24 protein-coding genes are annotated in these 20,230 nt (G+C 64.9%); 15 read left to right on the forward strand and 9 right to left on the reverse strand.

The window, feature by feature from the left end; all coding sequences use genetic code 11:
• Nucleotides 1-28: 28 nt before the first annotated feature.
• On the forward strand, nt 29-919 hold the full coding sequence (gene cynR, locus BLV47_RS31475) for a transcriptional regulator CynR (protein WP_092320427.1): 891 nt from the start codon (nt 29-31) through the stop codon (nt 917-919).
• On the opposite strand, the gene BLV47_RS31480 is transcribed toward cynR, so the two are convergent.
• The gene (locus BLV47_RS31480) at nt 892-1,680 is read right to left on the reverse strand and encodes a transporter substrate-binding domain-containing protein (protein WP_092320428.1); all 789 of its coding nucleotides are present in this window, start codon (nt 1,678-1,680) and stop codon (nt 892-894) included. The two genes, cynR and BLV47_RS31480, sit on opposite strands and share 28 nt — an antisense overlap.
• A gap of 181 nt (nt 1,681-1,861) precedes the next feature.
• On the opposite strand from BLV47_RS31480, the gene BLV47_RS31485 reads away from it, so the two are divergent.
• The 4 genes from BLV47_RS31485 to BLV47_RS31500 all read left to right on the forward strand — a co-directional run bounded on the left by BLV47_RS31485 (nt 1,862) and on the right by BLV47_RS31500 (nt 5,123).
• Nucleotides 1,862-2,524 (forward strand): class I SAM-dependent methyltransferase, encoded by a 663-nt coding sequence (locus tag BLV47_RS31485; RefSeq protein WP_092320429.1) that lies wholly within the window; start codon nt 1,862-1,864, stop codon nt 2,522-2,524.
• A gap of 122 nt (nt 2,525-2,646) precedes the next feature.
• Nucleotides 2,647-3,780: a ribonuclease D gene (gene rnd, locus BLV47_RS31490; RefSeq protein WP_092320430.1), complete on the forward strand. Its 1,134-nt coding sequence runs from the start codon at nt 2,647-2,649 to the stop codon at nt 3,778-3,780.
• The gene (locus BLV47_RS31495) at nt 3,777-4,070 is read left to right on the forward strand and encodes a YcgL domain-containing protein (RefSeq protein ID WP_092320431.1); all 294 of its coding nucleotides are present in this window, start codon (nt 3,777-3,779) and stop codon (nt 4,068-4,070) included. Before rnd ends, BLV47_RS31495 begins: the two co-directional genes overlap by 4 nt.
• 120 nt (nt 4,071-4,190) lie before the next feature.
• On the forward strand, nt 4,191-5,123 hold the full coding sequence (locus BLV47_RS31500; RefSeq protein WP_092320432.1) for a D-2-hydroxyacid dehydrogenase: 933 nt from the start codon (nt 4,191-4,193) through the stop codon (nt 5,121-5,123).
• Between the two features lie 113 nt (nt 5,124-5,236).
• Here BLV47_RS31500 and BLV47_RS31505 read toward each other — a convergent pair whose 3' ends face one another.
• Nucleotides 5,237-5,830, reverse strand: coding sequence for a nitroreductase family protein (locus BLV47_RS31505; protein ID WP_092320433.1), 594 nt, complete (start codon nt 5,828-5,830; stop codon nt 5,237-5,239).
• Nucleotides 5,831-6,103: 273 nt separating this feature from the next.
• On the opposite strand from BLV47_RS31505, the gene BLV47_RS31510 reads away from it, so the two are divergent.
• Together BLV47_RS31510 and BLV47_RS31515 are read left to right on the forward strand one after the other, a co-directional pair.
• Nucleotides 6,104-6,553, forward strand: a complete 450-nt coding sequence (locus BLV47_RS31510) for a YcgN family cysteine cluster protein (protein ID WP_016964444.1) — start codon at nt 6,104-6,106, stop codon at nt 6,551-6,553.
• Between the two features lie 185 nt (nt 6,554-6,738).
• Nucleotides 6,739-7,974, forward strand: coding sequence for a hypothetical protein (locus BLV47_RS31515; RefSeq protein ID WP_092320434.1), 1,236 nt, complete (start codon nt 6,739-6,741; stop codon nt 7,972-7,974).
• Between the two features lie 59 nt (nt 7,975-8,033).
• On the opposite strand, the gene BLV47_RS31520 is transcribed toward BLV47_RS31515, so the two are convergent.
• The 4 genes from BLV47_RS31520 to BLV47_RS31535 form a co-directional block, all read right to left on the reverse strand.
• Nucleotides 8,034-8,399, reverse strand: coding sequence for a YgaP family membrane protein (locus BLV47_RS31520; protein ID WP_092320435.1), 366 nt, complete (start codon nt 8,397-8,399; stop codon nt 8,034-8,036).
• Between the two features lie 81 nt (nt 8,400-8,480).
• Entirely contained in the window at nt 8,481-8,948 is a 468-nt protein-coding gene (locus BLV47_RS31525; RefSeq protein ID WP_011059840.1) for an RNA methyltransferase, read from the reverse strand.
• Nucleotides 8,949-9,068: 120 nt separating this feature from the next.
• On the reverse strand, nt 9,069-9,446 hold the full coding sequence (locus BLV47_RS31530; RefSeq protein ID WP_016964441.1) for a YajD family HNH nuclease: 378 nt from the start codon (nt 9,444-9,446) through the stop codon (nt 9,069-9,071).
• A 49-nt stretch (nt 9,447-9,495) separates the two neighbouring features.
• Entirely contained in the window at nt 9,496-10,182 is a 687-nt protein-coding gene (locus tag BLV47_RS31535; protein ID WP_092320436.1) for a spermidine synthase, read from the reverse strand.
• A 75-nt stretch (nt 10,183-10,257) separates the two neighbouring features.
• On the opposite strand from BLV47_RS31535, the gene BLV47_RS31540 reads away from it, so the two are divergent.
• Complete coding sequence (locus BLV47_RS31540) at nt 10,258-10,569, forward strand: hypothetical protein (protein ID WP_092320437.1); 312 nt, start codon at nt 10,258-10,260, stop codon at nt 10,567-10,569.
• Between the two features lie 135 nt (nt 10,570-10,704).
• On the opposite strand, the gene BLV47_RS31545 is transcribed toward BLV47_RS31540, so the two are convergent.
• Entirely contained in the window at nt 10,705-11,178 is a 474-nt protein-coding gene (locus tag BLV47_RS31545; RefSeq protein WP_092320438.1) for a cyclic nucleotide-binding domain-containing protein, read from the reverse strand.
• A gap of 103 nt (nt 11,179-11,281) precedes the next feature.
• The gene (locus BLV47_RS31550) at nt 11,282-13,336 is read right to left on the reverse strand and encodes a S9 family peptidase (RefSeq protein ID WP_092320439.1); all 2,055 of its coding nucleotides are present in this window, start codon (nt 13,334-13,336) and stop codon (nt 11,282-11,284) included.
• A 100-nt stretch (nt 13,337-13,436) separates the two neighbouring features.
• On the opposite strand from BLV47_RS31550, the gene BLV47_RS31555 reads away from it, so the two are divergent.
• Genes BLV47_RS31555 through BLV47_RS31565 form a run of 3 tightly spaced genes read left to right on the forward strand, consistent with a single transcriptional unit; the run spans nt 13,437 to nt 15,293 of the window.
• Nucleotides 13,437-13,931: an MFS transporter gene (locus BLV47_RS31555; RefSeq protein WP_092320440.1), complete on the forward strand. Its 495-nt coding sequence runs from the start codon at nt 13,437-13,439 to the stop codon at nt 13,929-13,931.
• 32 nt (nt 13,932-13,963) lie between these two features.
• Complete coding sequence (locus tag BLV47_RS31560; protein ID WP_092320441.1) at nt 13,964-14,740, forward strand: class II glutamine amidotransferase; 777 nt, start codon at nt 13,964-13,966, stop codon at nt 14,738-14,740.
• Nucleotides 14,741-14,750: 10 nt separating this feature from the next.
• Complete coding sequence (locus BLV47_RS31565; RefSeq protein ID WP_092320442.1) at nt 14,751-15,293, forward strand: DUF2937 family protein; 543 nt, start codon at nt 14,751-14,753, stop codon at nt 15,291-15,293.
• Between the two features lie 104 nt (nt 15,294-15,397).
• Here BLV47_RS31565 and BLV47_RS31570 read toward each other — a convergent pair whose 3' ends face one another.
• Nucleotides 15,398-16,318 (reverse strand): LysR family transcriptional regulator, encoded by a 921-nt coding sequence (locus BLV47_RS31570; protein ID WP_092320443.1) that lies wholly within the window; start codon nt 16,316-16,318, stop codon nt 15,398-15,400.
• A 137-nt stretch (nt 16,319-16,455) separates the two neighbouring features.
• On the opposite strand from BLV47_RS31570, the gene BLV47_RS31575 reads away from it, so the two are divergent.
• From BLV47_RS31575 to BLV47_RS31590, 4 genes are all read left to right on the forward strand, one after another.
• Nucleotides 16,456-17,739, forward strand: coding sequence for an MFS transporter (locus tag BLV47_RS31575; RefSeq protein ID WP_092320444.1), 1,284 nt, complete (start codon nt 16,456-16,458; stop codon nt 17,737-17,739).
• 72 nt (nt 17,740-17,811) lie between these two features.
• The gene (locus BLV47_RS31580; protein ID WP_092320445.1) at nt 17,812-18,564 is read left to right on the forward strand and encodes a 5-oxoprolinase subunit PxpA; all 753 of its coding nucleotides are present in this window, start codon (nt 17,812-17,814) and stop codon (nt 18,562-18,564) included.
• The gene (gene pxpB / locus BLV47_RS31585; protein ID WP_092320446.1) at nt 18,561-19,265 is read left to right on the forward strand and encodes a 5-oxoprolinase subunit PxpB; all 705 of its coding nucleotides are present in this window, start codon (nt 18,561-18,563) and stop codon (nt 19,263-19,265) included. The genes BLV47_RS31580 and pxpB overlap by 4 nt, the downstream gene beginning before the upstream one ends.
• Nucleotides 19,262-20,179 (forward strand): 5-oxoprolinase subunit C family protein, encoded by a 918-nt coding sequence (locus BLV47_RS31590; protein ID WP_092320447.1) that lies wholly within the window; start codon nt 19,262-19,264, stop codon nt 20,177-20,179. The genes pxpB and BLV47_RS31590 overlap by 4 nt, the downstream gene beginning before the upstream one ends.
• The last annotated feature ends 51 nt before the right edge of the window (nt 20,180-20,230 follow it).

Below are 20,230 nucleotides of genomic sequence, written 5' to 3' on the forward strand. Positions count from 1 at the left end.
ATAAGTACAGCCTATAGTTGGAGCCTGCATGCTGCTGCGTCATATCCGTTATCTGCTGGCCGTGGCCGAGCACTGCAACTTCACCCGCGCCGCCGAGGCGCTGCATGTGTCGCAGCCGACCCTGTCGCAGCAGATCAAGCAATTGGAGGAAGCGCTGGGCGCACCGCTGTTCGATCGCTCCGGGCGCAGCGTGCGCCTCACCGACGCGGGCCAGGCCTATGTCGCCTATGCCCGGCGGGCGCTGCAGGATCTGCAAGCGGCCAAGCGGGCGATCCACGATGTACAGGACCTGAGCCGCGGCTCGTTGCGCCTGGCGCTGACCCCGACCTTCACCGCCTACCTGGCCGGGCCCTTGCTCAGCCGCTTTCACCAGCGCTATCCGGGCATCAATCTGAGCATCGAGGAAATGACCCAGGACCGCCTGGAAGCGGCCCTGGCCGAGGACCGCCTGGACCTGGCGATCGCCTTTGCCGGCGAGCACCTGGCGGAGATCGACAGCCAGGCGCTGTTCAGCGAAACCCTGAGCCTGATGGTCGGCCCGCAGTACCCGCAGCCGGACAGCCTGCCCCTGACGAGCGAGGCGCTGGGCCGTCAGTCCCTGGTGCTGCTCAGTGGCGATTTCGCCACCCGCCGGCATATCGACCGGTATTGCCGGCAGCAGGGCATTGCGCCGCGGATCGTCGCCGAGGCCAATTCGGTCAGCGCGATTGTCGAGATGGTCCGGCACGGGCAGTTGGCGACTATCCTGCCCAGCTCGATTGCCCGGGAGCAGCCGGGGTTGCGCAGCCTGGCCCTGCAGTCAGCGCTGGCGCCACGCCGGGTGGTGCTGCTGGAACGCCGTGGCGCCTACCGCAGCGCCGCCAGCCAGGCCTTCCGGCAAATGCTGCTGGATCAGGGCGCGGGCGTGGCCAGCCACTGATTGACCACTTGGTCGTAGGCGCCGGTGGCCTTGCTCAGGTGCAGCCACTGGTCGACGTAGCTTTTCCAGGCCATGTCGTCCCGGGGCAGGAGGAAGGCCTTCTCGCTGTATTGCAGGTAGCGTTCGGGATGGACCGCGCACAGGCCCGGCTTGTGCTTTTGCTGGAAGCGCGCTTCCGAGGCGTCGGTGATCATCACGTCGGCCTGTTTGCTCAGCAGTTGATCGAAGATCTTCACGTTGTCGGCAAACAGGATCAGGTTGGCCTTGGGCGCGTGTGCCCGGGCGAAGATTTCGTTGGTGCCGCCCGGCGGTTCGATCAGGCGCACCGAGGGCTGGTTGATCTGCTCCAGAGTTTCATAGCGCTTGAGGTCCTGGCAGCGCACCAGGGGAATCTTCCCGTCGACGCCCAGGGGCTGGCTGAAGAAGGCGGTTTTCTGCCGCTCCAGGGACACCGAAATACCGCCCACGGCGATGTCGCACTGCTGGCTGTGGAAGTCGGCCATCAGGCTCTTCCAGGTGGTACCGATCCACTTCACCCGGACCCCCAGGCTCTGGGCCAGGGATTGGGCCATGGCAATGTCGATGCCTTCGTACTGGCCGTCGTCGCGCAGGTAGCTGTAGGGCTTGTAGTCGCCGGTGGTGCAGACCTTCAACTGGCCGCGCTCGAGCACCTGGTCCAGGCGCGAGGTGGCGTCCTGGGCGAAGCCGATGGCGGGGGCGCTGAGGCCCAGCAGGGTGCAGAGCAGGAAGCGGCGGAGCATGGGGTCGATCCTTGAGTGGTGGGCGGGGCGGGGTGCCGGAGCATTATTGGTGTCCGGTCAAGGGTGGGCAAGCAGGGTGTTGTTCAGCGCTGGTACAGGAGCGCGTGCGGGCTTTCGACCTTTTTTTCACGAACGACTGGTTAATCTGCAATCTCTGGATACCCACAAGAGCTCGCCAGTCATGTCGTCTCACCCCCCACCGTCCATCGAACTGGAGTTCGCTCGGCGTTACGACCAGGAGCATGCGCGCGTCTGCGGCGAACCTCGGCCTGTCGGGCTCGGTGCACGCCTGGCGCACTGGCGCACCACGTGTCTGGTCCGCCATGCCCTGAAAGTGGCCGGGGAACCGGGGCTGATCCTGGACGTGGCCTGCGGCGCCGGACGTTACTGGCCAGTGCTGGCCGAGCATGGCAATCGGGTGATCCTGGCGGCGGACCCTTCCCAGGACATGCTCAAGCATGCCCAGACCCACCATCCGGCCAGCCTGATGCAACGGGTCAAGACCTTTCACAGTTCGGCGTTCGACATCGGTCTGCCGGCCAATGCGGTGGACAGCATCATCTGCATGCAGCTCTTCGCCCATGTGAGCCACAGCGAGGACCGCCTGGCGCTGCTGCAGGAGTTCCATCGGGTCAGCCGTGACTCGGTGATCATCGCCACTCGGGTCGAGCCGCTGTTGAATGTCCGTGGGGCCGCGCCCGCCGGGCCTGCGGCCTTGCGCCCGGTCAGCAAGGGGCTGCTGGAAGGCGAGTTCAGGCAGGCCGACTTTGAGGTCCTGGGCCATCAGGATCTGCTGCCCGGTTTTGGGGCGCTGCGGGTCTACGTCCTCAGAAAACACAGCTAGTTATAACTCTCGGACTATTCTTGCCCTCCGGCAGAAGGTTTCGCACTTGCTCTTGTCGGGTGAATGCTCAGAAATCGCCGGCGGCGATATATACTGCGCGCCATTCTTCAAGGGAGAGCCGTGTGGCCATCGATATACACTGGATTCGCGACAACGATAGCCTCGGTCAGCTTTGTGCTCAGTGGCAGCAATTGCCCTTCGTCGCCCTCGACACCGAATTCATGCGGGTCGACACTTTTTACCCCATCGCCGCCCTGTTGCAGATTGGCGATGGGCAGCGCGCCTACCTGATTGATCCTTTGACCATCGACGACTGGCAGCCCCTGGCGGCCCTGCTGGAGAACCCGGCGGTGGTCAAGGTGGTGCATGCCTGCAGCGAAGACCTCGAAGTCCTGCTGCGTCTGACCGGCAGCCTGCCGGCGCCATTGTTCGACACCCAACTGGCGGCCGCCTACCTGAACCTGGGTTTCTCCATGGGCTATTCGCGCCTGGTGCAGGAAGTCCTGGGGATCGAGTTGCCCAAGGGCGAAACCCGTTCTGACTGGTTGCAGCGCCCACTGTCGGAAACCCAGGTCAGCTATGCCGCCGAAGACGCCGTGCACCTGGCCCAGGTGTTCACCGAGCTGCGGCCCAAGTTGTCCGCGGACAAGTACCGCTGGGTACTGGAAGACGGTGCCGAGCTGGTGGCCAACCTGCGCCGTGAAGTGGACCCCTACGAGGTCTATCGCGAGGCCAAGCTGGCCTGGAAACTGTCCCGCGCCCAGTTGGCCGTGCTGCGCGAGCTCTGTGCCTGGCGCGAGCGTGAAGCCCGTGCCCGGGACTTGCCGCGCAACCGCATCGTGCGTGAGCACGCCCTCTGGCCCCTGGCCAAGACCCAGCCCGAGACCCTGGCGGCGCTGGCCAAGATCGAAGACATGCACCCGCGTACCGTGCGCCAGGACGGCGAGTTTCTCCTCGACCTGATCAAGCGCACCGCAGCCCTGGGCCCGGACCAGTGGCCACCGGCCATCCCCGAGCCGTTGCCGATCGAAGCCGCGACCCTGCTCAAGCGCCTCAAGGCCGTGGGCCAGGTCGAGGCCGAGCGCCTGGGCATCGCCCCGGAAGTCATGTTGCGCAAGAAAACCCTGGAAAGCCTGCTCAAGAGCGGTTTCCCCAACGGGCCCTACCAATTGCCTGATTCGCTGCGTGGCTGGCGCCGCGAATTGATGGGCCAGGCACTGCTGGACAGCCTGGCCACCGCCGGAGAACAGCCTTGAAACGTATCTGCTCCATCTATAAAAGCCCGCGCAAGAACGAGATGTACCTCTACGTACTCAAAAGCGAGGCTCTGGAACGCGTGCCGGAAAACCTGCTGCTGGCTTTCGGCAAGCCGCAACATGCCTTCGACCTGGTCCTGACCCCGGAGCGCAAGCTGTCCCGGGAGGATATCCACCAGGTGCTGGAGAACCTCGATAAGCAGGGTTATCACCTGCAGATGCCGCCGGCCGAAGACGAGTACATCGAGCATTTGCCCGAAGAGCTGCTGCGTCGCAATGATCCGGTCTGACCCTTAGCGGCTCGGTCCCGAGCCGCTGTTAGATGCAAACTGACTGACTTGGCCGCCGCCTTGATCGATGGAGCGATACTCCGTCGGCGGCGACCTGCACCGTTTTTTAAGGTTTGAGCCATGCGCGTTCTGATTGCCGAACACGATCACGCTGTTTATGCCCGCCTGTTGCGTCAGGCGGCCCCGGAGCTGGAAGTGCTGACCAGCGGTGACTCCGCCGAGCTGTCGCGGCTGGCGGCCGATTGCCCGGTCTGGCTGGGGCAGCCGGACCTGCTGGCCACTCTGTTGCGCCAGGGGCACCAGCCCCAGTGGTTGCAATCCACCTGGGCCGGCATCACTCCGCTGCTGGCCGACGGTTTGCCCCGGCATTACCGCCTGACCCGGGCAGTGGGCATCTTTGGCCAGGTGATGGCCGAGTACGTGCTGACCTACATCCTCGGCCATGAGCGCGAAGTGCTGGCGCGGCTGGTCAGCCAGGTGGAGCGCAAGTGGGACAACCGCCTGGGCCAGAGCCTGGTGGGACGCAAGGTGCTGATCGTCGGCACCGGCGATATCGGCCAGAGCGTGGCGCAGTTCCTGGTGCCGTTCGGGGTCAAGCTGTACGGCATCGCCAGCCAGGCCCGGGAGCAGGCGCCCTTTATCGAGGTGGCCGGGCTGGAAGACCTGGGACGCTTGGTGGGGGAGGTGGATTACGTGGTCAACCTGTTGCCCAACACCCCCAGCACCCACGACCTGTATGACGCCGCGCTGTTCAGGCAATTCAAGCCCAGCGGGCTGTTCATCAATGTCGGGCGCGGTGTTTCCGTGGTCGATGCGGACCTGGTGCAGGCCCTCAAGGATGGCCATCTGGCCGGGGCGGTGATCGATGTCTGCCGCCAGGAACCGCTGCCGCAACGGCACCCGTTCTGGACCGCCTGGGGCTTGCTGCTGACCGGTCACAGTTCGGCGCCGACTTCGCCGGAATTGATGGTGCAGCTGTTTGTCGACAACCTGCGGGCCTACGAGGCCAGGCAGGCCTTGCGTGGCGAAGTGGATTTCGCTCGCGGCTACTGAAACGTGCCTGATCGTAGGAGCGAGCTTGCTCGCGAAAGCCGCGCTTGCCAGGCAAGCGCGGCGGCCTTCAGGGCTTCGCGAGCAAGCTCGCTCCTACAGAGGCGATCGCGGCCTTAAAGGTTGAAGTCGCCTTCGGCCACGGTTTCGCTCAGGGGACGACGCGGGCTTGGTTCTTCCCGGGCCTGCAGGTATTCGGCCAGGGTCGATTTGTCTCCCAGCTTGCCCACCGCCACGGCGGCATGCAGGGCATAGCCTTCGGGAATCTTCAGTTCCTTGCGCGTCAGTTCCTGGTCGAAGCCGGCCATGCCGTGGGTGTGCCAGCCACTCAGGCTCGCCTGCAGTGCCAGGTGGCCCCAGGCCGAACCGGTGTCGAAGGTGTGCCACAGCGCCGGGGATTCTTCCGTGGCGCCAGGGGCGGTGAAGGTGGTCTTGGAAATCACGATCACCAGGGCCGAGGCGTGCTGCGCCCAGCCACGGTTGAATTCGTTGAGCAGGCCGAGGAAGCGTTCCCAGTTCGGTGTGTCGCGGCGGGCATAGAGAAAGCGCCAGGGCTGCGAGTTGTAGGCCGAAGGCGCCCAGCGCGCGGCCTCGAAGAAGCTCAGCAGGGTTTCTTCCGGGATGCTTTCGCTGGTGAAGGCCCGGGGCGACCAGCGCTGGGTGAACTGCGGATGGATGGCGTAATCGGCAACGCGAGGATTGGCGCTCATGGAAAGACTCCTGGCAGCAAGTGAGAAGAGTGGAATAAACCGGCAAGCGCAGTTGGCTGAGCGAAGGGGCATTCCGGGCCCCGTGCGGTTTGCCGGGTGCGACGCGGTCGAGCGTTAATGGCACACGGACACGGGGCGGTCCGAGGGGCAAAGCTACTGTGCCCATGGCCGGCTGACAAGTCTCGGGCTACCGGCAGTCGCTAGCGCTTGGCCCAAGGGGGCTTGGGCACTAGACTGGCGGCCTTTTCACCCTCGGATACTGATGCTTGAGCCATGGCCGCCAAAGTCGAACCTTTCTGGATACGCAAAACCCTCGAACAACTCGACCAGGACGAATGGGAGTCGTTGTGCGATGGCTGTGGCCTGTGCTGCCTGCAGAAGCTTGAGGACGAGGACGACAACAGCGTCTATTACACGCGTATCGCCTGCAAACTGCTGGACCTGAAGACCTGCCAGTGCAGCGACTACGCCAATCGCCGCGCCTCGGTGCCCGACTGCATTCAGCTGACGCCGGGCAAGGCTGACGAGTTCAAGTGGCTGCCGCCTACCTGCGGCTACCGCTTGGTCAGCGAAGGCAAGGACCTGCCGCTCTGGCACCACTTGGTGTGCGGCGATCGCGATGCGGTGCACCACGAGCGTATTTCCCAGTCCGGGCGCATGCTCGCCGAAGGCAGCGTGGCGGAGGAAGACTGGGAGGATCATCTGATTTTCCGCGCCGGCTGAGGACTGGCCGCGCCGGCCGCAGCGCCTGTTCAGGTTCCAGCGGGCAAGGTTCAGGCAAGGAAGAAATGGCCAAGAAAAGGGAATTTGGGGGCTGAATGAGCATTCGAAGCGATTTGCAACCCCGCCTGAACCCAGCGCGGCAGATGATGAGCAGCTTCTCAAGGGGTTTACCGCAAGGAGAATGTATGAGGGTGGGGGCGAAGCTGGCGCTGGCCACTGCGCTGCTGGCGCTGAGCGCATCGGTCGTTGCGGCGCAGAAGGTCGATCTGGATTATCACGTGCGCTTTTTGCCCCAGAGCGATCAGGCCGAGGTGCGCCTGACCCTGGCTGAGGGCACGGCCCTGCGCAGCCTGGATTTCGACCTGGGCGCCGGCGGCGACTACAGCGATTTCAAGGCCGACGGTCAATGGCAGGCGGCTGCCGCCGATGCTGGCGGCCAGCGCGGCATCTGGCGCCCGGCCAGCGGCAAGGCCAGCCTCAGCTACCGGGTGCGTTTGAGCCACAGCATCAAGAAGGGCAGCTACGACAGCCGCAGCACCGCCAACTGGGCGCTGCTGCGCGGCGAAACCCTGGTGCCGCCGGCGCGGATCGATCAGCAGGATGGGGTCGAGCTGGTGTCGCGTCTGGATTTCGACTTGCCCGCCGGCTGGAAGAGCATCGAGACTGCCTGGCCGCGCATCGGCAAGAATCGCTTTCGCATCGACAACCCCTCGCGCCTGTTCGATCGCCCCACCGGCTGGATGCTGGCCGGCAACCTGGGCAGCCGCCGCACGCGCCTGGGGACTACCGAGGTCAGCGTCGCCTCGCCCCTGGGCCAGGGCATGCGGCGCATGGATGTGCTGACGCTGCTGACTTTTGTCTGGCCGCAAGTGCAGGCGGTGTTTCCCCGCCAGCCGGGTAAGCTGCTGATTGTCGGTGCGGCCGATCCGATGTGGCGGGGCAGCCTGGCCGGGCGCGATTCGCTGTTCCTCAACAGTCGCTTGCCGCTGGTCAGCGAGAGCGGCAGCAGCCCGTTGCTGCGGGAGCTGGTGCAGTCGTTGGCGCGCATCAACGACAGCCAGCGCAGCGACTGGATCAGCGAAGGCCTGGCCGAGTATTACGCCATTGAATTGCTGCGCCGCGCCGGCGGGATCAGTGACGAGCGTTATCAGGTTCTGCTCCGGCACCTGATCAAGGATAGCCACAAGGTCAGCAGTCTGCGGGGCGAGCAGGTGGACAGCGCCACGGTGGCCAAGGCGGTGTTGCTGTTGCAGGAGCTGGACCGGGAAATCCGCCTCAAGACCCGCAACAAGCGCTCACTGGACGATGTGCTGCAAGGGGCGATGCGCCTGCAGAGCGTCAGCACCGATGAGTTCATCCAGCTCAGTGAAAGCGTGCTGGGCGAGTCATCCAAGGTTCTCGACACCAGCCTGCTGCACTAGCCAGCAGTATGCCCCGGCGCCGACCAACCGCTTGAGGCGTCCATCGGGACGCCCCGGGATCAGGCCTTGGGCACCTTCGTTTCATCATGGCTGGCGGCGTTGGCGTTGCGGCCGGCCGCTTCGGCGTTGGCCTTCAAGTTGCGCAGTTCTTCACCGGCGCGTTCGATCTTGCCGCGCACCTGATGCAGGTCCTGGCGGCCTTTTTCCAGCAGGCTCTTGGCCGAGCTGTGCCCGGTGATGCCCCGTGCCAGGGCAACGCCGCCAATGGCCACCTGGATCAGGCCGAACACGCCGCCACGGCGCAGGCCCTTGCCCAGCATCACCACGCCACCGGCCAGGGAGCCGATGCGTTCCCAACCCTGGACGTTCTGCGGCGCTTGAAGCGGGGCCGGCTTGATGGTTTGCAGCTGTTTGCGCTCGCTCATGATCTGTCTCCAATGGACCTAAGGGTATGCAGCTGACTGCACCTGGGGCACGGGGGTTCCCGCCAGTTGTCCGGCGTGTCTTCAGAACTTGGGCCCGGAGCGGGTGTTGTTGCCCTTGGCCAGGCGGTCGTAGAGCACCACGTTGACCGTGGCGGCCAGGTTCATGCAGCCGGTGGTGGGGATATAGACCACGTCCTCGCACCAGTCGCGGATCTCCTTGTCGAGGGAACCGTCTTCCGGGCCGAAGATGTACAGCGCGCGATCCGGGTGGGTGTATTCCGGCAGCGGGCGGGCGCCTTCCACCAGTTCCACCGCCACCGGGATGCAGCCCAGGGGGAGGATTTTCTTCAGGTCGTCGATGCCGATCAGGGGAATGTCCTGGTGGACTTTCTTGGTGTCGGTGACGAAGTCGCGGGCACGCTCATAACGCTTGCCGGTGTAGAACACCGAGGCGACGCCATAGCAGCCGGCGGCACGCATCACCGAACCAACGTTCTCCGGTGACTTGGGGTTATACAAACCGATGCAGCTGTACCTTTTGTTTGCCACGAGCAGGGAGCCTTGGGGGAAAAGAGCGCGATTATACGGAGATTGACCGGGGTGTGGCGGGGTGTTCGGCGGTTCGCGGGCCAGCCCGCTGCTGCGGGAGCGGGCTGGCCGGCGAAGGGGTTACTCGCTGTCTTTCTTCATCAACCCAGCCAGGGCGGCGAACGGGTTGTGGGTCGCCTTGGCGACTTTCGGCGTGCTCAGCGAACCTTCGCCGAAGTACTGCTGGTCGGTGTAGCGCGAGTGCTCGTTGTCGTGGCAGTACAGGCACAACAGCTCCCAGTTGGAGCCGTCCTGGGGGTTGTTGTCGTGGTTGTGATCGCGGTGGTGCACGGTCAGCTCGCTCAGGCGCTTGCCGGAGAATTCCCGGGCGCAGCGGCCGCAGACGTGGGGGTACATCTTCAGCGCCTTGTCGCGGTAGCCCATTTCCCGGTCGCGCTGGGCGTCGGCAAGGATACGGTCCAGCTTGGCGGTGTTGGACGGGGGAGTGGACGAACTCATGGGTTCACCTTTGTAGAAGGACTAATGACGGTAATGGACAAAGTTTAGCTCAGGCCTTGAGCTTCTCGGCAATCCAGATGGTGTGCCGGGTACCGCGATTGCCGTGGGCGTACACCTGCACTTCCTCGGCCTTGAAGCCGGCCTTGCGCAGGCGCTCGGAGAACTTCTGGTCGGCGCTGGCCGACCACACCGCAAGCACACCCTTGGGCCGCAGGGCCCTGGCGCAAGCCGCCAGGCCGGCGCTGGAGTAGAGCCAGCTGTTGGCTTTCTGGGTCAGGCCTTCGGGGCCGTTGTCGACGTCGAGCATGATCGCGTCGAAGCCCTGGGGTTCGGCTTGCAGGACCTTGGCCACGTCCTCCAGGCGGATCACCGTGCGCGGGTCCAGCAGCGGCCGACCGGATTTTTCCCCGAGCGGGCCACGGTTCCATTCCACCACCCCGGGCACCAGTTCGGCGACCACCACCTCGGCACTCTGGCCCAGGTGCTTGAGGGCCGCGGCCAGGGTGAAGCCCATGCCCAGGCCGCCGATCAGCACCCGCGAGTTCGCACGCCCGGCGACCTTGCTGCAAGGGATCTGCGCCAGGGCGTCCTCGGAGCCGTGCATGCGCGTATTCATCAACTGGCCGCCGTCGCCGCCCTGGATCTTGATGACGAAATCCTCACCGTATTCGAACAGGCACAAGGCACCGCCGTTGTCGGGAATCGCAGTGGTGTCCAGCAGTACGAAACGTTTCATGGAGATCTCATTGAGGAAGGCAAAAGCTCCCGGTTGGGAGTAGCCTGACGCCAGACAATAGCAATGGAGCCATTGATGAAGCGCACTATTCTAACGGTGATTGCCCAAGCGGCGCTCGCCCTGACCGCCGCCCTGGCGCTGAGTGTTGGCCCGGCCCAGGCCGACGAGCCGCAAAGCGCCCCGGTGGTGACCCCAACGCCCAACCTCGGCACCCCAGGCACCGCAACGCCCACGCCTTATCCGCAAGTGACCCCGCCCAGCACGCCCAAAGCCGGCAGCAGTGGCAGCGCGCCCCTGCTGCCGCCGATCGACATGCCCAAGCCACCCAAGGACCAGACCCTGCCGGGGCTGGAGCAGAATGACAACAAGGCCAAGACGCAGGGCTGATGGTTGTAGCAGGCTGGTGTGGCGAGGGAGCTTGCTCCCGCTCGGCCGCGTAGCGGCCGCAACACCTGAGTCCCGGTTGCAAGGGGTGAAAACGAGTAGCGGCCATTGGGGTGGCTATACCACGGGTTTTCGGGGTCAGTACTGCTGCGCGAGCAACTGGCCGTCGGCCATGCGCAGGCGCTTGGACAGCGACACGGCCAGGGCGCGGATGATCTTGGCGGCGATCTTCGGTGCCTCGTTGAGCATCTTTTCCAGGGAGTCCTTGCCCAGGTTGAGCAACTGGCAATCACTGGCCGCCACGCAAGTGGCCGAGCGTCGCTCGCCATCGAGCACCGCCATCTCGCCAAAGGCCCGACCGCTGCGCAGAGTGGCGATGGTCAGGGGCTGGCCGTCCTGGGTGCTCTTTTGCACGGCCACCTGGCCGCTGTGGATGATGCACATGAAGCTGCCGGCATCGCCTTCGCGAAAAACCGCCTGGCCCTGGGCGATGCTGCTGATGCTGAAGTAGCCGGCCGCAGCGTTGAAGTCGGCGGGCAGCAGTTGGTCGAACAGGCCGCAGTCCATCAGCCAGTCGCGGATCTCGTTGTTCAGTAAGGTGGGTTCGGACATGGGATCAGGGTCTTTTTCTTGTGTCTGTTGCACGGGCGCAGGCCCGGTCCGGCGTTTGCCGGCGGCGGTCCTGGGTTAAGACAGGAGCGCCGCCGAGAGTTCCTCAGCCCAGGCCCAGAATGTTCAGGACGAAGGCATATTCGAGGGCTACGTCACGTAATCCCTGGTAACGGCCGCTCATGCCGCCATGCCCGGCGCCGAGTTCGGTCTTGAGCAGCAGCGGGTTGTCGTCGGTCTTGGTGGCCCGCAGTTTGGCCACCCATTTGGCCGCTTCCCAGTACTGCACGCGACTGTCGTTGTAGCCGGCGATCACCAGGGTGGCCGGGTAGGCCTGGGCGCGGACGTTCTCGTAGGGCGCGTAGGCCTTGATCCGCTCATGGACTTGCGGCTCCTCGGGGTTGCCCCATTCGTCGTATTCGGTGACGGTCAGTGGCAACTCCGGGTCGAGCATGGTGTTGAGTACATCGACGAAGGGCACTTCGGCGATGGCCACCCGGAACAGCTCGGGGCGCTGGTTGAGCACCGCGCCGATCAGCAGGCCACCGGCGCTGCCGCCGCTGATGGCCAACTGCTGGGCGCTGGTCAGGCCCTGGGCGATCAGGTGTTCGGCGCAGGCGATGAAGTCGCCGAAGGTATTCTGCTTGTGTTCCTGCTTGCCGGCGCGGTACCAGGCTTCCCCCAGCTCGCCGCCGCCACGCACGTGGGCGATGGCAAAGGCCACGCCGCGATCGAGCAGGCTCAGGCGCGCGTGGGAAAACCAGGGGTCGAGGCTCTCGCCATAGGCGCCGTAGCCGTACAGGTACAGGGGCGTCGGCCGGCCCAGGCACTCGCGCTTGACCACCAGGCTGATGGGCACCTGGGTGCCGTCGGCGGCGGTGGCCCAGAGGCGCTGGCTGACGTAGGCATCAGGGTCGAACGGGCCCAGTACCGGGGTTTCCTTCAATACCTGCTGCTGGCCGTCGGCCAGTTGCAACTGACGCACCTGGGCCGGGCGATTGAGCGCCTCGTAGCGCAGGCGGATGCGCGAGCTGGAAAACTCCAGGCTGTTGTGCACGTGCAGGCTGTAGGCCGCATCCGGCAGTTGCACACGATAGGCGGGCAGGCCTTGCGGGTGCACTTCGATGATCGGCAGGCCGCCTTCGCGCAGGCTCAGGGTCATGGCGCCGGCGTTGAGGGTCACGCCGTCGAGCATCACCTCGGGGTTGTGCGGCACCAGCCGTTGCCAGTCGCTTTGCTCGGGGATCGCGCCGGTGTCCGCTGCCTGGTAGAGGGCGAAGTTGATGCCTTCGCGGTTGCTGCGGATGAACCAGGTCCACTGGCCGTCGAGCTGGCCATGGTCGACATCGTATTCATGGCCTTCGACCCGGGGCGCCATGCAGGTAAAGGGCTGCTCCGGCCGTGCGGCGTCCAGGACCCAGGTTTCGCCGGTGGTCTTGCTGCCCAGGGACAGCAGCAACTGGCGTTCGGAGCTTGAGCGGTAGCAGTGCAGGAAGAAGCGCCCGTCCGGCTCGTGGAACACTTCCTCGGCGGCCGTGCCGTCCAGGCGGTAGCGCAACAGTTTGTGCGGGCGGTGAGTGTCGTCCAGCTCGCCGAAGAACAGGGTCAGGCTGTCGTTGGCCCAGGTCATGCTGCCGTCGCAGTTGTCGAAGGACAGCTCGCTGACCTTGCCGTTGGCCAGTTCCTTGACGAACAGGGTGTAGATTTCCTCGCCGGTGGTATCGAGGCTGTAGGCCAGGCGCTGATGGTCGGGGCTGATGCTGAAGGCGCCGAGGGAGAAGAATCCGCCGTTGGCCAGGGCGTTGGGGTCCAGCAACAGCTGTTCGCGGCTTTCGTCCACCGTCAGGCTGTCATCCGTCGGACGCGGGCAGCGGTAGTGGCGAGGGTATTCGTCACCGGCGGTGGTGCGGGTGTAATACAGGTACGGGCCCCAGGGCGAGGGCAGGGACAGGTCGGTTTCGAGGATCCGGCCCTTGATCTCCTGGAACAGCGTCTCGCGCAGCGGCGCCTGGTGCGCCAGCTGGGCGTCGAGGTAGCTGTTTTCAGCCTTCAGGTAATCGAGCACCGCGTCGGTGTCGCGTTCCTGCAGCCAGGCATACGGGTCAGCGCCGGCGGCCTTGTGGGCAATCGGGGCACTGCTGTCGTTGGCGGTTAAGGGCATGGTGGGCTCTCGGGCGATGACAAATGAGGGCTGGGCAGACGGCGTTGCAGCCTGACACGGGAAAAGTCGTTATCATAAGCGCCTCTTTGCCTGCCTTGCCATGGACACCATGACCGAGAACGACTATCTGATCGCCTGGGGGCTCTATGCCTTCGCCGCCTTGGGCTGCCTGCTGGTGTGGATGCGCCTGACCCGCTGGATGTGGCGCTGGCTGCGCGAGCCGCTGCGTGTGCTGATGGCGGTGCTGCTGTTCAGCCCCACCATCATCGACTCGGTCAAGGATAAATTTGCCCCGGCCATTGCCATCACGGCCCTGGACATCGCCTTCAAGGTGGGCAACAACGCCTGGCGCGCGGTATCCGACCTGTTCATGTACGGCATGATCGCCTTTGGCGTGTACCTGCTGTTCGTGCTGATCCGCTGGCCCATCGAGCGCGCCGCCAGGGAGCGCCGCGCGCGTAACGAAGCGGCGAAAGCCGCGGCCAAGGCCGCCGAAGTCGAGGATGACCAGCCCTTTGGCGCTGCCGGCAACGACCGTTATGGTCGGCCTGCCGCGGGCACTCCCCTGAATACGCGGGTCGAGCCGCGTCTGTAACCTGGCCCCGGCATTCAAGCGAGAGTCCGAGCATGTGTGAGTTATTGGGCATGAGCGCCAATGTACCGACCGATATCGTCTTCAGCTTTACCGGGCTGATGCAGCGCGGTGGCCGCACCGGCCCCCACCGCGACGGTTGGGGCATCGCCTTCTACGAAGGCCGTGGCCTGCGCCTGTTCCAGGACCCGGCGGCCAGTTGCGAGTCGGAAGTGGCCAATCTGGTGCAGCGCTACCCGATCAAGAGCGAAGTGGTGATCGGCCACATTCGCCAGGCCAACGTCGGCAAGGTCTGCCTGGCCAATACCCATCCCTTTGTCCGCGAACTCTGGGGCCGCAACTGGTGCTTTGCCCATAACGGCCAGTTGGCGGACTTCCAGCCCCAGGCCAGCTTCTATCGCCCGGTGGGCGACACCGACAGCGAGGCGGCGTTCTGCGACTTGCTCAATCGGGTACGCGAAGCCTTTCCCGAGCCGGTGGAGATCGAGCAACTGCTGCCGATTCTGATCCGTGCCTGCAGTGAATACCGCAGCAAAGGCGTGTTCAACGGGCTGCTCAGTGACGGTGACTGGCTGTTCTGCTTCTGCTCCACCAAGCTGGCGCAGATCACCCGGCGCGCGCCGTTCGGCCCGGCCCGGCTCAAGGATGTCGATGTGATCGTCGACTTCCAGGCCGAAACCACGCCCAACGACGTAGTGACGGTGATCGCCACCGAACCGCTGACCGAAAATGAAACCTGGACCCGCTATCAGCCGGGCCAATGGAGCCTGTGGCGGCGCGGTGAATGCGTCAGCCACGGCCAGACCGAATAAGGACATCTCTATGTTGCTCAGTTATCTGCGGCTGGTGTTGTTCGCCGCCGGCCTGCTGGTCGGTGTGCAAGTGCCGGGTTTCATCAGCGACTACGCCAAGCGCGTGGAAGCCCACTTGATTGAGTCGCAGAACAGCCTGCGGGGCTTCCAGGGCACCGCGCAGCAGTTCTTCAAGGGCGACCTGAATGCACTGGTGGCCCACTACCGGGCCAGCGAAGACCCGGTGTTCCGCAGCGATGCCGAGAGCCTGAGCGGCTTGCTGCAGCGCCAGCTGGCCCTGGACAAGCAATACCAGGCCATGCAAGGCCCCTGGTACATCCGCCTGCTGCAAGTGGCCCTGGCGGCCGATCCGCAGATCCGCAAGGAAACCTGGGACGGCTACAGCTACCAGATCCTGTTGACCCCGGAAGCGATGATCTGGGGCATGAGCGGCGCCATGCTGCTGTCCTTTGGCCTTGAGTGCCTGTACCGCCTGATCGATTGGGTGGTCCTGGGTGGCCGGCGCTTGCGCCAGAGCCGACCCATCGAAGAACGCGATCTCAAGGGCCTCTGACCTCTGTAGGAGCCGGCTTGCCGGCGAAGGGGCCCGCAGGTCCTGCGCCTGGCTGCAGATCGCTTTCGCTGGCAAGCCAGCTCCTACGAGGGGGAGGGCGAGGTTTACTGGGGGGCGATCAGCACCAGGTAATCCTCGCCGACCTTCTGCCCATAGCGCTGCACCACGCGCTGGCACAGCTGCACGATGTCCTCCACCAATTCCACGCCGACCCGCCACGACACCACCACCTGCAGGTTCGGTGGGCGCTGGTCGATGGCCAGTAGGGTCAGTTCGCCGCGGGCCAGTTCTTCGCGCACCAGCACCGGCGGCAAAGCGCCAATGCCGAAGCCGTCGCGCAACAGGCGGGTGATGGCCGATACCGAGTTCACGCAATTGAGCCGTGGCGCCAGCACCCCGTTGGCCTGCATCAGGCTCAGCACTTGCTGGTGGGGCAGGGAGTTCTTCGAGTAGGTGATGATCCGCTCCTGGGCGAGTTCCGCAAGGCTGGCGTAGTCACGGTTGTAGATCGAATTGCTGGCGGCGATCCAGCCCACCGGGTGGCTGGCCACTTCCAGGCTGCGGATGCTTTCCTGGCGCAGCAGGTCGGTCTGCAGCACCAGGTCGAGAAAGCCTTTTTGCAGCTGGTCGCACAGATTCAGCGAGGTGTCGGCCACCAGCTCGATTTCCACTTGCGGGTAGTGGTCCATCATTTCCGTCACCAGGGGGCTGAGCCAGGTGTGGATCACCGTGTCCATGACCCCGATGCGAATTCGTCCGACCTTGCTCGACGGCGCCTCGATGGACTGTTTCAGCACATGCAGGGTGTCGAGCATCTGCTCGGCGTGCTCCAGCACCTTGAGCCCTTGCGGGGTCAGGCTGACGCCCCGCGAGTCCCGCAGGAACAGCTTGACTCCCAGTTCGCCTTCCAGCACCGCGATGCGGCTGGAGATCGCTGCCTGGGTGGTGAAGAGTTTTTCCGCGGTGAGGCTGAAGCTCTTGAGCCGCGCCACCCAGACGAAGGTTTCGAGAAATTTGAGATTCATGGGATCAACTTTTCTTATGCCTTGGGGCGGTTTTTATTAGTTGGACGCGCCGGGCGTCCGAGTCGAAGAATGCGCCAACCCACGATATGCGTCGTCTGGGCCCAGAACAACACCAATAAATCACCCTGGAGATCGCCATGAGTGCGCCCGAAACCCTGGCCGCCAAGGCCCCGCGCCGCGCCGGTCCGTTTGACTGGTACCGCGACATAAACCAGCAGGAGCGCCGCACCTTCTGGAGTTGCAAGATCGGTTATGGCCTGGATGGCATGGACACCCAGATGCTCAGTTTCGTGATCCCGACCCTGATCGCGTTGTGGGGCATTACTTCCGCCGAGGCCGGCCTGATCCATACCAGTACCTTGCTGGCCTCCGCCCTGGGAGGCTGGATCGCCGGGATTTTGTCCGACCGCATCGGCCGGGTACGCACCCTGCAATTGACCGTGCTGTGGTTCGCATTCTTTACCTTTCTGTGTGGCCTTGCGCAGAACTACGAACAATTGCTGATCGCCCGGACCCTGATGGGCTTCGGTTTCGGCGGCGAGTGGACCGCCGGGGCGGTGCTGATTGGTGAGGTGATCCGCGCCAAGAACCGTGGCAAGGCGGTGGGCATGGTGCAATCCGGCTGGGCCCTGGGCTGGGGACTGACGGCGCTGCTGTATGCGCTGCTGTTCTCCCTGCTGCCGCCGGAAGATGCCTGGCGTGGCCTGTTTATGCTGGGCATCCTGCCGGCGATCTTCGTGATTTTCGTCCGTCGCCTGGTCAAGGATCCCGAGGTCTACCGGGAAACCCGCGCCCGTGAAGTGCCAAGCAATCCGGCGCGGTTCTACGAGATCTTCGCCCCGGGGATTCTCAGCACCACCCTGCGTGCGTCCTTGCTGGCGGCAGGGGCCCAGGGCGGCTACTACGCCATCACCTTCTGGCTGCCGACCTTTCTCAAGACCGAGCGCGGCCTGAGCGTGTTGAGCACCGGCGGCTACCTGGCCATGGTGATTGCCGGCTCCTATGTGGGTTATGTGATCAGCGCCTACCTGACCGACATTCTCGGGCGCAAGAAGAACTTCGTGCTGTTCGCCGCAGGGTCTTTCACCATCGTCCTGCTTTATACGCAGATGCCGGTGAGCAATGCCGTGATGCTCTGGCTGGGCTTTCCCCTGGGGTTCTTCGCCTCGGGGATCTTCAGCGGCATGGGGGCGTTCCTCACCGAGCTGTTTCCCACGCGCATCCGCGGTTCCGGCCAGGGCTTCTGCTACAACAGCGGCCGGGCGCTGGCGGCACTGTTTCCGCTGCTGATCGGCCTGCTCAGCCAGCATGTGCCCCTGAGCGTGGCCATCGGCACCTTTGCCGCGGTGTCCTACGGGGTGGTGGTGCTGGCGGCCCTGAGCCTGCCGGAAACCCGCGGCAAGGAACTTGAGGCGCGCTAACTGATAATCTGCGCGGGCATTGTGCGACAGCCCTGCAGCTGATCTACAACAAGAACCACAGGAGCACTGACCATGAGCCGCCTGTTATTGAATTGCGACATCGGCGAAAGCTTTGGCAACTGGACCTTGGGCCTGGATGCCGAGGTGATGCCCTTTATCGACTGCGCCAACATTGCCTGCGGCTTCCATGCCGGCGATCCGGGCATCATGCGCAAGACCGTGGCCCTGGCCCTGGCCAATGGCGTGCGTATCGGCGCCCATCCGGCCTATCAGGACCTGGCCGGTTTCGGCCGCCGCTCCATGAGCTATTCGCCCGAGGAAATCCGCGACCTGCTGCACTACCAGATCGGCGCGCTGGACGGCATCTGCCGGGCCCAGGGCGCGCGGGTCAGCTACGTCAAACCCCATGGCGCGATGTACAACGACATGATGGCCAAGCCGGCCCAGTTGCGCGCGGTGATCCAGGCGGTGGCGGCCTACGATCCGCAATTGCCATTGATGCTCATGGCCACCCGCGACAACAGCGCGGCCCGGGCCCTGGGCGACGAATACGGCGTGACCCTGTGGTTCGAGGCCTTTGCCGATCGCGCCTACGACAACGCCGGGCACCTGGTGTCACGGCAACTGCCGGGGGCGGTGCACCACGACTCGGCCACCATCATCGACCAGGCCCTGACCATCGCCCGGGGCGAGCCCCTGACCGCCAGCGACGGCAGCGCCTTGCTATTGCAGGCCGATACCCTGTGCGTGCACGGCGACAACGCCAGTTCGGTGGCTGCGGTGCAGCGCATTCGCCAGGCCCTGAACCAGCAGTCCGGCCTATGAAGCCACAGGTTGAAGTGGTCGCCATCGATTGCCTGATGGTGCGGCTGTTCGAGGTGATCGCCGAGGACAACATGCCCTGGATGCTGGCCGCCGCCGAAGGGTTGCGGCAGGCCTTTGGCGAATCTCTGGTCGATCTGGTGCCGTCCTATACCACGCTGATGGTGCACTACGACCTGCTGGCCCTGAGTCCGTCCGAGGCCCGGCAGCGGATCGAGGTCGCCTTGACCGATCTGAAGCCCGGCGCCACCCAGGCCGGGCGCGAGCATGTGCTGCCGGTGTGGTACGACCTCAGTGTCGGGCCGGAACTGGCGCTGTTGTCCCGCCGCAGCGGGTTGTCGGTGGCCGAGGTGATCCAGCGTCACAGCCAGCGTGAATATCAGGTGTTTGCCCTGGGGTTCGCGCCCGGATTCGCCTTCATGGGGCTGGTGGAAGAGGTGCTGGCGGCGCCGCGGCTGAACACCCCGCGCAAGCGGGTGGCGGCGGGCAGTGTGGGGATTGCCGAGCGACAGACTGCGGCCTATCCAGTGGTATCGCCGGGTGGCTGGAACCTGATCGGGCGCACTCCGAGTCGGTTGTTCGACCGCGAGCGCGACGGCTACAGCCTGATGCAACCGGGGGACCGGGTGCGCTTTGCCGCGGTGGACCGCAGCGAGTTCCTGCGCCTGGGAGGCGATGACACGCCGTTGGAGGTGCCGGCATGAGCCGTTTGACGATCGAGGCCAGCACCCCGCTGTGCCTGCTGCAGGATGCCGGGCGTTTTGGCGTGCGCCATTTGGGCGTGACCCAGGGCGGGGCGCTGGATTGGGTGTCGATGTCCTGGGCCAACTGGCTGCTGGGCAATGCCCTGGATGCGCCGGTGGTGGAAATCACCCTGGGCGGCTTTACCCTGCTGGCCGAGGACTATTGCCTGCTGGCCCTGGCCGGTGCTGATCTTGGGGCTTATGTCGATGAACGTCCCTTGAGTCCGGGGCGCAGTTTCATCCTGCAAAAGGGCCAGCGCCTGCGCTTTACCCAGCCCTTCCTTGGCGCCCGGGCCTATCTGGCGGCACCGGGCGGTTTTGACGCGCCCAAGGTCCTGGGCAGTTGCGCCAGTGTGCAGCGCGAGGCCCTGGGCGGGCTCGACGGTTACGGTCGGGCGCTGAGCGAGGGTGGGGTGCTGGGCTATTCGGGCACCGGCGGGGCGCTCAAGAGCCTGTCGGCTGCGCAGTTGCCGGATTGGCGATCCGCTGCACCGCTGGAGGTGATCCTCGGCGCGCAGATCGGCCAGTTCAGCGGCCTGAGCCTGTTCGATGCCTTCAACAGCACCTGGACCCTGGACAGCCGTGCCGATCGCATGGGCGCGCGCCTGCTCGGGCCGTCATTGCAGTATCTGGGCCGGCCGATGATTTCCGAGGGTATTCCCCTGGGGGCGATCCAGGTGCCGCCGGATGGTCAGCCGATCATCCTGCTCAATGACCGGCAGACCATTGGTGGCTATCCGCGACTGGGAGCGTTGACGCCCTTGTCCCTGGCACGGCTGGCGCAGTGTCTGCCGGGCAGCGAGGTGCGCCTTGCTCCGGTGGTGCAGGAGACTGCACATCGGCAGCAGGTGGCGTTCTTGCGCAGGTATGGGTGAGTGTCTGAAGGGCTTCGCCAGCAAGCTGGCTCCTACAGTGTCTTGTAGGAG

The sequence above is a fragment of the Pseudomonas saponiphila genome (assembly GCF_900105185.1).
GTDB classification, from domain to species: domain Bacteria; phylum Pseudomonadota; class Gammaproteobacteria; order Pseudomonadales; family Pseudomonadaceae; genus Aquipseudomonas; species Aquipseudomonas saponiphila.

Bases quoted from the DNA above. Each gene is read 5' to 3' on its own strand.
- cynR (WP_092320427.1), top strand. From the start codon at position 29: ATGCTGCTGCGTCATATCCGTTATCTGCTGGCCGTGGCCGAGCACTGC.
- BLV47_RS31480 (WP_092320428.1), bottom strand. From the start codon at position 1,680: ATGCTCCGCCGCTTCCTGCTCTGCACCCTGCTGGGCCTCAGCGCCCCC.
- BLV47_RS31485 (WP_092320429.1), top strand. From the start codon at position 1,862: ATGTCGTCTCACCCCCCACCGTCCATCGAACTGGAGTTCGCTCGGCGT.
- BLV47_RS31500 (WP_092320432.1), top strand. From the start codon at position 4,191: ATGCGCGTTCTGATTGCCGAACACGATCACGCTGTTTATGCCCGCCTG.
- BLV47_RS31505 (WP_092320433.1), bottom strand. From the start codon at position 5,830: ATGAGCGCCAATCCTCGCGTTGCCGATTACGCCATCCATCCGCAGTTC.
- BLV47_RS31510 (WP_016964444.1), top strand. From the start codon at position 6,104: ATGGCCGCCAAAGTCGAACCTTTCTGGATACGCAAAACCCTCGAACAA.
- BLV47_RS31515 (WP_092320434.1), top strand. From the start codon at position 6,739: ATGAGGGTGGGGGCGAAGCTGGCGCTGGCCACTGCGCTGCTGGCGCTG.
- BLV47_RS31520 (WP_092320435.1), bottom strand. From the start codon at position 8,399: ATGAGCGAGCGCAAACAGCTGCAAACCATCAAGCCGGCCCCGCTTCAA.
- BLV47_RS31530 (WP_016964441.1), bottom strand. From the start codon at position 9,446: ATGAGTTCGTCCACTCCCCCGTCCAACACCGCCAAGCTGGACCGTATC.
- BLV47_RS31535 (WP_092320436.1), bottom strand. From the start codon at position 10,182: ATGAAACGTTTCGTACTGCTGGACACCACTGCGATTCCCGACAACGGC.
- BLV47_RS31540 (WP_092320437.1), top strand. From the start codon at position 10,258: ATGAAGCGCACTATTCTAACGGTGATTGCCCAAGCGGCGCTCGCCCTG.
- BLV47_RS31545 (WP_092320438.1), bottom strand. From the start codon at position 11,178: ATGTCCGAACCCACCTTACTGAACAACGAGATCCGCGACTGGCTGATG.
- BLV47_RS31550 (WP_092320439.1), bottom strand. From the start codon at position 13,336: ATGCCCTTAACCGCCAACGACAGCAGTGCCCCGATTGCCCACAAGGCC.
- BLV47_RS31555 (WP_092320440.1), top strand. From the start codon at position 13,437: ATGGACACCATGACCGAGAACGACTATCTGATCGCCTGGGGGCTCTAT.
- BLV47_RS31560 (WP_092320441.1), top strand. From the start codon at position 13,964: ATGTGTGAGTTATTGGGCATGAGCGCCAATGTACCGACCGATATCGTC.
- BLV47_RS31565 (WP_092320442.1), top strand. From the start codon at position 14,751: ATGTTGCTCAGTTATCTGCGGCTGGTGTTGTTCGCCGCCGGCCTGCTG.
- BLV47_RS31570 (WP_092320443.1), bottom strand. From the start codon at position 16,318: ATGAATCTCAAATTTCTCGAAACCTTCGTCTGGGTGGCGCGGCTCAAG.
- BLV47_RS31575 (WP_092320444.1), top strand. From the start codon at position 16,456: ATGAGTGCGCCCGAAACCCTGGCCGCCAAGGCCCCGCGCCGCGCCGGT.
- BLV47_RS31580 (WP_092320445.1), top strand. From the start codon at position 17,812: ATGAGCCGCCTGTTATTGAATTGCGACATCGGCGAAAGCTTTGGCAAC.
- pxpB (WP_092320446.1), top strand. From the start codon at position 18,561: ATGAAGCCACAGGTTGAAGTGGTCGCCATCGATTGCCTGATGGTGCGG.
- BLV47_RS31590 (WP_092320447.1), top strand. From the start codon at position 19,262: ATGAGCCGTTTGACGATCGAGGCCAGCACCCCGCTGTGCCTGCTGCAG.